The 12,387-nt window shown below is 59.6% G+C and carries 18 protein-coding genes; 12 read left to right on the top strand and 6 right to left on the bottom strand.

The window, feature by feature from the left end; genetic code table 11:
* Positions 1-317: 317 nt before the first annotated feature.
* Positions 318-872 (bottom strand): hypothetical protein, encoded by a 555-nt coding sequence (locus HFK18_RS13565; protein WP_180166645.1) that lies wholly within the window; start codon positions 870-872, stop codon positions 318-320.
* 333 nt (positions 873-1,205) lie between these two features.
* Here HFK18_RS13565 and HFK18_RS21705 point away from each other — a divergent pair, with 333 nt between their 5' ends.
* From HFK18_RS21705 to HFK18_RS13550, 3 genes are all read left to right on the top strand, one after another.
* Positions 1,206-1,352, top strand: a complete 147-nt coding sequence (locus HFK18_RS21705; protein WP_218946757.1) for a hypothetical protein — start codon at positions 1,206-1,208, stop codon at positions 1,350-1,352.
* A gap of 529 nt (positions 1,353-1,881) precedes the next feature.
* Entirely contained in the window at positions 1,882-2,487 is a 606-nt protein-coding gene (locus tag HFK18_RS13555) for a hypothetical protein (RefSeq protein ID WP_180166644.1), read from the top strand.
* Between the two features lie 81 nt (positions 2,488-2,568).
* Positions 2,569-3,327 carry a DUF4145 domain-containing protein gene (locus HFK18_RS13550; protein WP_180166643.1) on the top strand — a complete coding sequence of 253 codons (759 nt, stop codon included), beginning with the start codon at positions 2,569-2,571 and terminating at the stop codon, positions 3,325-3,327.
* Here the strand turns inward: HFK18_RS13550 and HFK18_RS13545 are convergent, their stop codons facing one another.
* Positions 3,328-4,221: a zincin-like metallopeptidase domain-containing protein gene (locus tag HFK18_RS13545; RefSeq protein WP_343202960.1), complete on the bottom strand. Its 894-nt coding sequence runs from the start codon at positions 4,219-4,221 to the stop codon at positions 3,328-3,330.
* A 242-nt stretch (positions 4,222-4,463) separates the two neighbouring features.
* Between HFK18_RS13545 and HFK18_RS13540 the strand changes: the two genes are divergently transcribed.
* Positions 4,464-5,171: a hypothetical protein gene (locus tag HFK18_RS13540; RefSeq protein WP_180166641.1), complete on the top strand. Its 708-nt coding sequence runs from the start codon at positions 4,464-4,466 to the stop codon at positions 5,169-5,171.
* Positions 5,162-6,124 (top strand): hypothetical protein, encoded by a 963-nt coding sequence (locus HFK18_RS13535; RefSeq protein WP_180166640.1) that lies wholly within the window; start codon positions 5,162-5,164, stop codon positions 6,122-6,124. Before HFK18_RS13540 ends, HFK18_RS13535 begins: the two co-directional genes overlap by 10 nt.
* A 218-nt stretch (positions 6,125-6,342) precedes the next feature.
* Here the strand turns inward: HFK18_RS13535 and HFK18_RS13530 are convergent, their stop codons facing one another.
* Positions 6,343-6,630 (bottom strand): hypothetical protein, encoded by a 288-nt coding sequence (locus HFK18_RS13530; protein WP_180166639.1) that lies wholly within the window; start codon positions 6,628-6,630, stop codon positions 6,343-6,345.
* A 155-nt stretch (positions 6,631-6,785) separates the two neighbouring features.
* Between HFK18_RS13530 and HFK18_RS13525 the strand changes: the two genes are divergently transcribed.
* On the top strand, positions 6,786-7,004 hold the full coding sequence (locus HFK18_RS13525) for a hypothetical protein (protein WP_180166638.1): 219 nt from the start codon (positions 6,786-6,788) through the stop codon (positions 7,002-7,004).
* A gap of 146 nt (positions 7,005-7,150) precedes the next feature.
* On the opposite strand, the gene HFK18_RS13520 is transcribed toward HFK18_RS13525, so the two are convergent.
* Positions 7,151-7,585, bottom strand: coding sequence for a hypothetical protein (locus HFK18_RS13520; RefSeq protein WP_180166637.1), 435 nt, complete (start codon positions 7,583-7,585; stop codon positions 7,151-7,153).
* On the opposite strand from HFK18_RS13520, the gene HFK18_RS13515 reads away from it, so the two are divergent.
* Positions 7,584-8,339, top strand: a complete 756-nt coding sequence (locus tag HFK18_RS13515) for a S24 family peptidase (RefSeq protein WP_257216217.1) — start codon at positions 7,584-7,586, stop codon at positions 8,337-8,339. The genes HFK18_RS13520 and HFK18_RS13515 overlap by 2 nt on opposite strands.
* Positions 8,340-8,703: 364 nt before the next feature.
* Here the strand turns inward: HFK18_RS13515 and HFK18_RS13510 are convergent, their stop codons facing one another.
* Positions 8,704-9,138 carry a hypothetical protein gene (locus HFK18_RS13510; protein ID WP_180166636.1) on the bottom strand — a complete coding sequence of 145 codons (435 nt, stop codon included), beginning with the start codon at positions 9,136-9,138 and terminating at the stop codon, positions 8,704-8,706.
* Positions 9,139-9,378: 240 nt separating this feature from the next.
* Here HFK18_RS13510 and HFK18_RS13505 point away from each other — a divergent pair, with 240 nt between their 5' ends.
* A complete protein-coding gene (locus tag HFK18_RS13505; protein ID WP_180166635.1) occupies positions 9,379-9,594 on the top strand; it encodes a hypothetical protein in 216 nt (71 codons plus the stop codon).
* Between the two features lie 436 nt (positions 9,595-10,030).
* Positions 10,031-10,222 carry a hypothetical protein gene (locus HFK18_RS13500; protein WP_180166634.1) on the top strand — a complete coding sequence of 64 codons (192 nt, stop codon included), beginning with the start codon at positions 10,031-10,033 and terminating at the stop codon, positions 10,220-10,222.
* Positions 10,223-10,411: 189 nt separating this feature from the next.
* On the opposite strand, the gene HFK18_RS13495 is transcribed toward HFK18_RS13500, so the two are convergent.
* Positions 10,412-11,062 (bottom strand): hypothetical protein, encoded by a 651-nt coding sequence (locus tag HFK18_RS13495; protein WP_180166633.1) that lies wholly within the window; start codon positions 11,060-11,062, stop codon positions 10,412-10,414.
* Positions 11,063-11,319: 257 nt separating this feature from the next.
* Here HFK18_RS13495 and HFK18_RS13490 point away from each other — a divergent pair, with 257 nt between their 5' ends.
* Genes HFK18_RS13490 through HFK18_RS13480 form a run of 3 tightly spaced genes read left to right on the top strand, consistent with a single transcriptional unit; the run spans position 11,320 to position 12,384 of the window.
* On the top strand, positions 11,320-11,874 hold the full coding sequence (locus HFK18_RS13490; RefSeq protein WP_343202959.1) for a hypothetical protein: 555 nt from the start codon (positions 11,320-11,322) through the stop codon (positions 11,872-11,874).
* Positions 11,871-12,182, top strand: a complete 312-nt coding sequence (locus tag HFK18_RS13485; RefSeq protein WP_180166631.1) for a hypothetical protein — start codon at positions 11,871-11,873, stop codon at positions 12,180-12,182. The genes HFK18_RS13490 and HFK18_RS13485 overlap by 4 nt, the downstream gene beginning before the upstream one ends.
* On the top strand, positions 12,169-12,384 hold the full coding sequence (locus HFK18_RS13480) for an AlpA family phage regulatory protein (RefSeq protein ID WP_180166630.1): 216 nt from the start codon (positions 12,169-12,171) through the stop codon (positions 12,382-12,384). Before HFK18_RS13485 ends, HFK18_RS13480 begins: the two co-directional genes overlap by 14 nt.
* Positions 12,385-12,387 lie beyond the last annotated feature (3 nt).

Here is a 12,387-nt window from a genome sequence, read left to right as displayed (position 1 = left end):
TTTGTGAACTGGTACAACCACCGTCGGCTGCACAGTGCCAACGGCCTTGTGCCACCTGCGCTCCGTGAAGTGCAGGTGGCCTGAACTCCCTTTGGGAGTGTCCAGAAGTACTTGACCACCACACCCCTTGAAGGATCGCCATTCTCGGACAGCATGGTGCCGCCTGACAACCAGCGGACGAAGGATCCCAGTGCTCATGCCTCCACCTGGCGGCCCAACGCCATTCGGCTGACAGTTCGCGGCGCCCGGTGAGTGTTTGAACGTCTCCATGGACAGCGCAGGGCGTGAGCGCTTGCTAGAAAAGGGGAACCATTTCATTAGCGCTCCCCATCGGTCAAACCATTGGCACCGCAGGTGCGCTCGTTGCATGACGATGCATTCTCACCACCACCCCACACTTCAATCCGTGCTATCTGCGCCACCCGGATTCTGCTGCCCTTCCCCACCAGGAACATCCGATCACCTTCGCGCACGTCCACGTCGGCGTCTTGGACCACCGCGAGGATGCGCTGGCGGCGATCGGACAGATCGCGCACGTAGATCTCCACCGCCGGGCGGCCGCTGAGGCCCTTTTGAACTGCGGTTCCGGCAACCGCACCGATGACGCCACCGGCCACCCGGGCTGCATTGCGGTAGTCACCGTCCACCTTGCGAGCCGCGCCGTAGCCCACAGCGGCGCCGATGGCAGAACCGGCGTTCAGATGCTGGTCGGACTTCAGTTGAACCGTGCGAACCATCAGGACCTCGCCCAGTCGGGCGTCCTGGACGGACAGGGCCTCGGACGAACCGTAACGGCGAGCGGAGGTGGAATCGGCGGCAAAGGCGGCCGGAGCAGACAACGCCAGCGCAAGGGCCAGAACAATGGCTTTCAAGGTGCACCTCCATTTCATGAGTAGGTTCACCTATGCATAGATCGATTCTGGAAATGCGCAAGGGGGTGCTTCGGAGCTCGGCTACACAAACTTTAGTCCGCGTCATTAAATTGACGGAGAAGCGACAAGATGATGCATATGGACAGAGATTGATGCTCAGGCGATGATTCTGCTCACCACTCAAAACCAACAGGGAAATGTATGGCAAGGAAGAGGAGTTCATCGGCCGCAGGCGCCGCGATTTCGACCGGTGGCGGAGCTGTGGCTGGTGCGACCTCTGCAATCCTCGGCGTAACCAGTGGTGCAGCGGCCGGAACCGCCGGTGCAGCCGCCGTGACCTCCGGCCTGGCAACCGTCGGGAGCGTTGTGGGCGGTGGCATGCTTGCTGGACTGGGGGTGGTCGCGGCCGCACCAATTGCGGGTGGTGCGGCGATGTTCGGCGTCTACAAGCTCTACCAGCGCATGGCATCCAAGAAGTAACTGCTCTGCCTTGCCCGCTGCCACAAGCGGTTTCCCTCTGCGTCGCGCAGGCTTCGTCAATGTCTGCAAGTGGCCATCCAAGCTAGCAGCCTTGGTGGCCGCTCTTACCAACTTGTGGCTCAAGCCCTTGGACCAGAAGGCCACGTTGACCTCAATGCCCCGCTGGCGCGGCCAGAGTGCGAGCGTGACGCGCAAACCCGAGCGCACCGAGGCCGTTCATGCAGGGCTAGCAGCCGGCGGAGTGCGGTGTAGTCCGCGCCTACACGTTGGGATGCACGATGGGTTCGCGCATGCTCGATAGCACACAGATAAAAATATCCGTTGGTCCACCTAGATCAGACTGGCCATTTCTTTTCCTTTCTCTCTCGCCCCTTCGCGTCTGGCAAAGAATCTGAAACCGGAAGCTCTCCTGTCGTGCAATGACCTTGATCGACATTCAACCTGCGATGATGTGGGAACGCTCCCCCTCAACCTGCCAAACCGTCTACGAAAGTGGCAAAATTGGAGGATCACTCACAGGGGGAATTGGATGTCCGACACTATCTACAGCCACCGCATCCTCAAGACTTATGGCCTGCTGGTGGACTTCGAAGGTAAGCCACGCCTCAAGAACGTTCCGTCGCCTCTAACCGGTCAGAAAAAGGCAAAGGAGACGATGGAGAAGTGGACGCAGCGAGTGCTGGGTGATGAGGTCAGCAAGGTCCGTATCTACCGACCGGCGCGCGTTAAAAGTGACACACTCATTGCCAGCCTTACAGACACGCACGACGCCAAGCTGGTGCGTGACATTGTTCGCGGCGCCGTTCGCAAGAAGAGCAAATCAGCGAAAGCAAAGATTGAAGAAATCAAGGTGGAGCACGCCGCCGAGCTTAGAAAGCGCCGAGCCACCGCGCGAGACCTTCGGAAGGCACACGAAGAAAACTTGTCGGGAAAGCTCGATGAGATCCTGGCTGCGACGGCCTATCTCCCGTTGGATGACCTTCAGGACTTGGTGGTGGAACTGGGAGAGGACTTGAGCCCTTCGGTCCGCAACTGGGCACTTGCCTTGACTCCGGCCAAGGATGCTGACGAGGTTTCCGTCATCGACGTTCTCAAGCAAATGCTTTTACGCATGGACTACCTTTCCAAAACCTGAATCGATGCAGTCGCGTTCGATATCACCCTATCGAAGCAACGCCACTGAAAGTATTCACAAAAAATCCCAAGAGCTCACAGCATGGCGTTCAAGCGCGATCTATGGTCTGGCACCTATGACAAAGACCACTTTCCCAGCTTCCCCTGCCCTATGTGCCTCACCGGTAACGCGAGGCTGAATCAAGAGAGCATTGATGTCAAGGAACCGGCTTATTCTGCGAAGAATCGAGAGGATGCCGACTGGGAGCCATGCTGGGACGTTGAACGATTTAGCCTGAAGCTGACGTGCGATGATCCGGAGTGCGGCGAGATCTCGGTTGTTTCCGGAGATACGTCGCTAACTGAATGCTTCGACGAAGAAGACAATCGTCAAGTCTTCTTCGCCCATCTCCATCCCAGAGCCATGTTTCCCGCGCCTGTGCTCATCTCCATCCCTGAGCTGGCGCCTCCAGAAGTCAGGGAGAACATCCGCCTCGCGTCGTCCCTCTACTGGATGGACCCGAGCTCATCGGCCAATCGTCTGCGTGCCAGCGTCGAGTTTCTGCTGGACTTCCTCGAAGTCCCAAGGGAAAGCATGCAAGATGGCAAGGCGAGACGCCTGGACTTGAACGCAAGAATTGCCTTTTATGGGAAGGTTAACGCTGAACATGCATCGTCTCTGACAGCCCTTAGGATGGTTGGCAACCTTGGTTCTCACGGCGAAAGTGTTCGGCGCGAGGCGCTACTGGATGCCTTCGAAATCTACGAATACACCCTTGAAGAGCTGTGCGGGCAACGAAAGTCCAGAATTGAAGAGCTTCGTCAAAAGCTTATCTCGACCAAAGGGAACTACAACGTTTAGTTAGGCCACCATGTCGCGCCCCTTGGCTTTCGTCTTGGGGCGGGAACACTGCCGGACGTTGGAAGCAGGTTTCTCAAGCTCTTGCCGATTGCCCGCCACGGACTGCCGCTCCTGCTCAACCTTCGGGAGCGGCTCGCGAACCAACTCGGGCACCTTCAGGAACTCCACCACCCGCTCGGCCGCCGCGGCGGCTCGGAAGAGCTCCCGGGGATCGTCCCGGAGGATTTGGATCCACGACTTCACGTAAGCCGCGTGTTGGGTGGGATCGTGGCCAATGCCCAGGCGTTCGCCCATCAGCATGGATGACACCTCCGCGACCAGTTCTTCCTTGGCGTAATCGATGCTCCCAAAAGCCCCCTTCTGATCGCGGTTGAGGCGGGTGGGAAAGCCGGTCCAGTGGCCCAGTTCGTGCAACGCGGTGGCGTAGTAGTCGCTGGCCGAGTGGAAGCTGCTGCGCTGGGGCAAGTGGATGCTGTCCGTCATCGGCCGGTAGAAGGCCTGGCTGCCCCCGTCGTGGTGGATCTCGGCCCCGCTGCCCTTGAGCACCGCTTCGCAGGCCTGATGGACATCGGGCTCTGGCCGCGGGGGTGACAGGACCAACGCCGGCAACCCATCGATCTGCATCGCGTTGAACAAATGTGGGAAGAACACTTTGGGGCGAGCCTTGGCGATGAGATCGGGGTCCCCGCTCTTCTTGGCCTCTTCCACCGGCGACCAATCCCAATACTCAATCACGCTGGCCTTCTCGCTTCTGCGCACCTGAGCGCCCACGGCCGCGGCTTGCTTGTAAGTCATCCACCGGTTGTCCTGGGTGTCCCAGGCGCTCTGAAGGGCCCACAGGTGGAGCAGGTTTCCGCCCCGGTAGCTCTTGCCCGTCGTGGGGTTCATGGGCAACCCTCGGGGGTTCGTTGCACGGTGAAACGTGGGGACGCCACCAAGGCGTCTTGGCGGTCCATGCTGTTATCCGCGAAGGCATTGGAAGCGGTCATGGTTTCAGCATGCGACAGGATGGGAATTTGGCAAGCCTTGAATCGATCTACAGGGCAATCCATTCGCTAGAATTGAGACTGAGGCCGTGGATACTGGCCTCGCTTGGCCTCAGACGGCCAGGCTTAGCGATGGATACAGGGGGAAACATGGATTTGGTTGTTCCGCGCGATCGGGAGCTGCCCGATTTGCTTTCACGTGCTCCATCCGGCGATCTCAATGTGCTCGCCGACCTCATCACCGACTTCGGCAAGGGCCGAGTCGCCTTGGATGGCTCGGTCAAGTCTCAGATTCTGGCCTGTAAGGAGCGAGGTCGCCTCCAAGACATCTCGGAACTTCTTGCCGGAGAGATCTCGGCATTCGGTGGCAACACCCTTGTGAATGCCGTGCGCAAAGGCGGGGTGTCCTATCAAGAACTGGCATCGGACGTGGCCAAGCAGTTGGGTGGAAAGCCCTCCAACGGGCTTGCTCCATGGAATCTTGAAGAGATCGCGTTGATCCAAGCGGTGAAGAAGGCCTTCAAGGAGGTCTCCGTCGATGTCTCCAAGAAAAGTGGTGCGCAGTTGGCGGACCTCATGCGGCCAACCATCAACGGAATGATCAAAGAGGCAGGATCGGCTTGGAGCGCCCTCGCCAGTGGCGGAGCCTCTGGGATTGCTGGGTTCTTGGGCGCTCGCGTTGCCCCCCTAGTTTTGGTCCCTTTGGCGGCCACTGCGGTTGGGGCGACTGCGCTTCAAGCGCCGACGCCAGCCTTCCGCATCACGGTGCCAGCCGTCCTGCAAATTGCTGTCATCCGTCGCCGCCAGTTCGATTCTGACCTGGCTTCCTACCGCGAGGCTCTACTAGCATGCAAGTGAATCCCGACCTTTCTCGGGCTCTGCCCGAGTTTCCCGACGTGTTGGCCAAGCTGACCGATGGCACTTACACGCTCCATGGCGGCGTCATTCGCCACGCAGCCGGCACTGGCAGAGGAGGACAGATCGTAGGCCACTTGATCTTCCCAGGAGATGCGCTCCAGACACAGCAGCGACTTCAAGAGCTCCAGTCAGCCTTGTCCAAGGGCATGAGCAGCATCCAAACCGGAATGGATGGCCTCCAGCAGAGCATGAATGTTCTACAGGGCCTGCAGGTCGCGAACTTGGCCATGACGGGGTTGAATCTTGCGGTCACGACAGCCGGCTTCGTGGTCGTATGCAAGAAATTGAACAAGATCAGCGCCCAGATACAAGAGCAGTCCGAAGGCATCGCGCGGACACTTCACTTGGTGGGCGAGGTGCACGAGAGAAGCCTGCTGAACGATGAAGCAAGGTTCCGCTCCCTCCTTCTGTCCGCCCAACAGTTTTGTGGTGAGGGTGACACGCATCAACTCCGGACGTTGATCCCCAGGTTCCACGAGGAATACGAGTTCACCAAGCTCATACTCGAGCGTCATGCTCCCATCGGCAGCAGCAATCTGGATCGATTCGGCGAAATTCAGTTGCTGCAGGAACGCTTGATCCACCTTGGCCTTGGCTTGACTCATGTTCAACTGAAGAGCGGCTCTCCATACTATGGAAAGGCATCGCTCGTCAATCTGGCCGAGACCGTGAGCGCCCTCAACGCCAAGCGCATCGAAGCAATGCTTGGCAGCGAAGTTGCAACACAGGTACGCAAGAGCGATTTCAGCGAGATCACCTCGTTCTTGAAGTCTGGGAAGGAGATGGCCCCGGCGCTGGCTTACCAAGCCGACGTCATCGACTTGGAAATCCGTCGTCGCGGCCTCCTTGAGCAGGCCTCTGAATCCGCGGAAATCAGGCTTGTGGCTGCCTGATCGGCACTTGGGGGAGGCCAAGGTCTGCCTTGGCCTCTCCTGCTTTCGCGTTCACCCTCAGCTCGCGGCCCCACCTACCCGCTCAATGCCAGTTTGAGCCTCGCTGCTTTCAAGGGCGGACAACGGCTCACCGAACAGCGCGCGAATCTCCAGCTCATTGATACGTTCCTGCGGCTGGAGTTGGATTGCCTGGGCTCTGGTGCGCCCTGCCTCCTCCCTCAACGCATCGGCATGGAGAGCTCCCATCTCAGCGCCTGCATCCAGTCCAGCGCGTAATCGCTGCCGCCTGCCTTCTCCTGCATCCACTCAGTCAGCAGTTCGGCGATTTCCATCGTCACCGATTCCCCCTCAAGCCCGCGCAATTTCGCGCGTAGGGTCTCGGGGTGCATCGACTTTCCGCGACGGTCGGCAAGGAAGACGGCCGCGTCCACTACACCGCCAGGCGTCTTGCGCACGGAGTTGTAGAGAACGTCGAGCCAGTTGAGAGCGGATGTGCGGCAGGTCATGGGTCACCTTGGGAGGGACGGTTTTTCAAGGTTTCGGGCTGTGCCCAAGCGGCGCAGGATGGGCGCCATGGAGATCAACAACTCACGGTCGACGGGCGTCGCCCTCCTTGCGCTACGCTGGATGTGTCAACAACACAGCCCGCAAGGAGGGCGATATGGAGAAGTACGTTCGAGGGATCCACGCAGCGCTGGTCGCAAATCGCGCACGGGATTTGATGACGGTGGTAGGGAATGCGCGCACGCCAGACGATGTGAGTGCACAGGACCCGACGCGCTTGAAATTCAAGGCAAGCCTGGAAATCGCACTGGAGGAGCTCGGGGAGATCGAAGAGTTCATCGCGAACTTTCGTCAGTCAGACGCGCCCGTGAACTGATAGCGGCGCGCCTTGATTCCCACGCCGCGCAGGCAGCCTCAACTCCGGCACGAATCCGCGCTGCCTGCGCGGCCTCAGTCTTTGACGGAGCCAAGAGCCAAGCCCTCAGCCACAGCCGCGGGTTCCACTTGTCGGACACGCGCATTTCAGGCCACCTCAATTGGGCCGATGCGATCAAAATCGGGATCGTCGTTGACGGGCGCCGGCGGCGCCTGGTCAGCAACACCGATCAGCCGAAGAACTTGCGGCAAGGCCGGGACTAGCGCGTCATCCGCCCAACCGGCGACCTGCCTCACTGGCAGGTCCAGCACCTTCGCCAGGTGGGCCGGGCTGCTCATGGCCAAGCAATCGAGCAGCGCGTGCTTGGTTAGAGTAGATGCGACCACTGCGTTGCCGGGACTGTGGCTGAACTGCTCCGTCTTCATAGCTGCCAGCCGGAAAGCGGCATCTGCTCGAGGCGAGCGGGTTCGGCCAGCACGGATTTCTCTGATCGCATTGGACGTGACGCCCATCCCGCTGGCCAACTGATCAACGGTGGCGCCGGCGCCCAACAGCCCTTCGATATGTGATTTCCAGTCCATGGATGCCGAAACTACAGGATTCTGTAATTTGCATCAACAGCATTATGTTACAGATTTCTGTGAGCATTCCGGGATGCAGACGATTGGTGACCGAGTAAAGGAAGCGCGCGCCCGGAAGGGCACTTCCCGATCCGCCTTGTCGCAGGCTTCGGGCGTGGGCTACAGCACGATTTCCGAGCTGGAGCGGGGAGGCATGCAGTCCAGTACCAAGTTGCGGGTTCTGGCCGACGCCCTCGGCGTATCCCTTGCGTGGCTAGAGACCGGCAAAGGGGCGATGCACGGTGGCGTGCAAGAACCTCCCGTCTCATACGTCGCGGAGATTGAGACGCCTCCCGGCTATGTTCGCTTCGACTTGTTCGAAGGGGGTGCGGGAATGGGCGCAGGGATGGTCAACCAGGACTACCCCGAAGTCGTAAAGACCATAGAGGTCGCCGAATGGGAGGTCCGCCGCAAGCTCGGCTATCTGCCACAGCCTGGTCGGATCCAGATCATCACCGGCCGCGGTCCGTCCATGCGTCCCAAGCTGGAAGACGGCGACATCGTCTGGATAGACACCAGCTGCGACTACTTCGATGGCGACGACTACTACCTGATCAACATCGGTGGCGAGACGCAGATCAAGATGCTCCAGAAGCGCGGTGATGGGCTTTACGTGGTGAGTGTGAACACTGATTTTCCTGCCTTCAGACCAGACTCAGGCGACGTTTCGATTCTTGGGAAAGCCCTACTTCATGCTGGTCTGCGGAAATTCTGAGCACAAAAAAAGCCCCTAACAGAGGGGCTTTTTTTATGAATGGAAATTAAACGAAAGCTAAAAATCTTTTTAAAATAAGTCTTGCATTTCAAGGTCGCTTGACATAGGGGGTCAGCCTATGGTTAACTATCTGAACTTGAACGCCAAACGCCCAAACAACTTTGAGTCGTCTGAGCGTTCTAGTCTAGCGAAGAGGTTAGAGACGGCAATCTTTAACCTTAAATCAACTCGTTGACAGCCTGAGCGAGTTGCTGGAACCAATCTTGTAAAGCAACTGTATGCCTAATTCTTAAGGATTGCAAATCTAAAGATGAATGCTCGTTGTGGGTTCTCGCTAGTGAATGGGCCAAACCTGAAAGTCCCGTCAATAGAGGAGAACCCAAATGACGAAACGCAGTACAAAGAAGAAGCGCAAGAGCAAAGGCAACAGCCGTTCCACCCTGTCACTCCTAGGCCGACGTTGGTCGAGCGAGAGGCCCAGGGCCAAGAAGAATGCTGCCTCTGAGACATGGTGGCGTTCGCTATGGGACAAGATCCCTTGGCGCTTTGTTGTCTTCAAGGCAGCAGTGTGGCTATGGAGCAATCGAGCCAAGGCGTGGGACTTGCTGAAGAAGGCCTGGGACTTGCTGAAGGAAGCGATGTCCTCGTAACACCCCCACAGCGAAGCACAGGAAGTCGCGCGGCCGCCTGTGCTTCGAGTGCGTAGCAACGAGATCGACGGTCCGCCGTCGATCTTCGCCATCTGAAAATTACAGAATTCTGTTGACTTGAAACTACAGTATTCTGCAGTCTCGCTCATGCGCTTGGATCCTTCCCCCATTCCCTGGGGAAGCGGCGCAGGAGATCACACATGGCCAGCCTGTCCCTCGGCGCCAACAAGGTGGCGCCCACCGTCATCGCGATGCCCGACCTGAGCAAGATCCGCTGCAAAGCTCGGTTTCGCATCCCTCTACCTTGATCCGGCAGAAGCCGATCAGTTGGCCGTCGAGCTGCAGCGCGCTGCCCAGCAGCTGCGCGGCGAAAGCCAGGACGCCGCCGCATGAGCGCCGTCATCGCCAGCCACTCCCAGGCACAGCGCGCCGCTGCCGCCGCAGGCATCGTCGCCCGCGCCGGGCGCCGATGGGGCCTTCTTCCCTATCAGGTCGTCGTCGCTGCCAGCATCGCCGCCAATGCCGTCCTGCGACACGGCCAGAGCGCCGCAGGCGCCGTCGCTGCCGTTCGTCGCGCAGCCCGCGACCAAGGCGGTGCCGCATGAAATGCGATCGTCATCAGTGCGGCCGAGTCGATCAGCGAGCGAGAGGTTTGAACTCTTCGCCCTCAGCCCAGTTGTCACCGATTCGACGGAGAACGCGGTTCGCTTGCGAATCCACTACACGAGCGTTCACGCCTGCAATCAGCAGCCATACGAGCGCCAAGCAAGAACGTCGATCAACAAACGTCTCGCGCGCGTCGACCAAGGTCACACCATCCATCGTCCTTAGGCGCCACCGCCACCCATCAGTTCCTGTCAGTCGAGCCCACACACCAGAACGACAGTACACCTCAACGTACATCCTTCCTCCCCTGTGGATCAGCGAACAGCGATCCTACCGTCAAAAATGGAGGGCGGATCAACGTCACAGTTTTGAAGGGACGTGGTCGCTGAATCACTCAGCTTCGATGCCGCGGCGCGACGCGGAGGGCATTCGCTGATGCGCCACCTGGCCCTGCCCTTCTACTGCACCATCATCGTCGGCCTGCTGCTGGCGCTGCTCGTGCGCGCCATCTACATCGACGCCGCGTCGATCCTCCTGCCCGTCGGTGGAGTTATCGCCTACTTCACCTGGTGCGGCGTGGGCGACCTAGTACAGAGCTGGCCCGCATTTCGCGAGCAAATGCGGTAGCGCGGCGCAGAGCGGCAGCGCGCGACGATGCCTGCAGACGACACTCACTGAGCAACCGCCCGGCCGGATTTCCGTACACCAGCAATCTCCCAGTGTCGTATGAATTAACTCAAGCTGGAGGCATTCAAAGTGTCACCGTTGCCCACTACTTCCACCGGCAAAAAATTGAGCAATGTCTTCGCTCGGAGGCTATCTACCTTCAGGTCTTGGGGACTCAACAACGGGACTTCGGCCTGCGGCCATGTCTTGCATCTGGGTCACAAGCGCACTGGCAGCTGGCTCGTACTCCGGAAGAGGAAGCAGCCCCAACTGTTCGGCAAGTTCTCTCCTTGTGTGATCAATCACTTGCAGAAAGCTTACGTACAAAGGAGAGAAACCATCCCCCACAACATCCTCCCCTTCTTGCGCAACCAGCAGGCGCTTTTGCGATCGCAGAACTACATCCATCTGAGCCAGACAACTGCCGATAGCCTTAGCAGTGGAAACGGGGAAGGCATCGAGGTAAGGGATGAAGGACCTGCAGAGCTCAATGTCGACAACTTTCACATTTTCGACTGCGACATTGTAGAGCTGCGGTGTCAACACACCACGCATGACATTCAAAGTCGCGGCCACATGCAGGCCTTGGATGCTCAGCGACGTCAAGAGTACTTCCGCCATTGCCTGCGCGCGAAGTCTATGCGCCTTCCGTGCATTCAACATCGGAAGTACACCGACATACAACGCCACTCCAGCCGCGATAAACGTCGCAATTGCCGACCAGGCCGACCAATCAACATCTAGCACGAAGCACTGCGAGATAGATCCCATCAACACACCTCCCTGTGGAATGGCAGGCATTCTGCCATGGCTCCGCTGCGCACGGAGCGCTGGTCGGTGCCTGATCAGATGACCCAAGCGAATCACACCGCGCGCATATTCCTCTGGGAATGCCGCGCAGACCGACACGGCCACCGCTTCTGGTTCGCCTTCAACGCTGCACAGCTCGCGCGCCAACGTGCTACACCCCAGCAACTGCCACCGGCACTGCGGCCTCTGCCTGCTCAATTGGACCTGCTCGTATGACAGCTACATCGTTCCCCGGCAGCCCGGCCGCAGTGGTCGACGCCACCAAGGCATCGTCGCGGACCGCAGCCATTGTCTCCGAGCTTTGCCATGTCGATCCGGCCGGCCCACCGATGCCCGCCGACCGCGCCCACGCACTTGGACATGCGCTGAAAGACGAACTCTACTCGTCCCATGTGGCTCGCTGGGAATACCGCCACCAGGACGACGTCGGCCCCGCCTGCTGGATGCAAGCCGATGCCGCGCATGTCTGCTACGCGAATACGCGTGGGCTGGTCATCCGCGCCCTGTTCGACAAACCGCGCGTGCCGCAGCCGGAAAGGGAACACGCGTTCAAGAACCGCACATGCACCAGGTGTGGCGACTCCGAAGACTGGGCCGGCCCTGACTGCATGCCGCCGGCGCTGCCGGTCGATCCGCGCAGCCGCCTTCCGTTCGATCCGCGCTGGCTGCTGCAGCCGCTGCAGTGGCTGATCGACGCCGGACCTATCCCCATCAACAGTTTTGACAGGCGTTCCAGGGCCAAGGAAGCGGCGTTCCTCCGTGACCAACTGAATGCCTACATCGAGGAGTGCGAAAAGCCATGACACAGAAGCAGATCAGCCATCCCGAAGGCCTGCCCAACTGCGCCGCTGGGCATCGCGCGCGCCACATTCACGACGAGCGGCGCGCGAGCGCCGGTGGTGGCCACCTGGTCGAATGCTGCTGCAGGTCGACCAGCAAGAACGCGGACGCCGATGCAGCGCTGGCCGAGTGGCGGCGGATCAACCGACCAGCGCGGAGCCCGCGCGCCGTGCCGACCGCTCCCGGCAACATCGTGCAGTTCAAGCTGGGTCTGGCCGAGCAGCTACCAAAGCCGCAGCGCGCGGCAGGAGGCAACCATGGGCGCGGCTGAAAAGTTGGAAGAGCTGCTGTCATTGGACCGCGTGCGGCTGATGACCGGCATGGGCACTACCTTCATTTACGGCGAGATCAAGGCCGGCCGATTCCCGCGATCAATTCGCATCGGGCGGCGGGCACTGTGGATGCAATCCGAGGTGCAGGGTTGGGTTCGGCAGCAGATAGCGCTGAATCGGCCTTCGCAGGTGGATGGGTAAGCG

It is taken from the genome of Stenotrophomonas sp. SbOxS2 (genome assembly GCF_013416715.1).
Lineage (GTDB): Bacteria > Pseudomonadota > Gammaproteobacteria > Xanthomonadales > Xanthomonadaceae > Stenotrophomonas > Stenotrophomonas lactitubi.
Note: the sequence above shows the minus strand (reverse complement) of the source record. Positions and strands in the feature narration are given on the sequence as shown.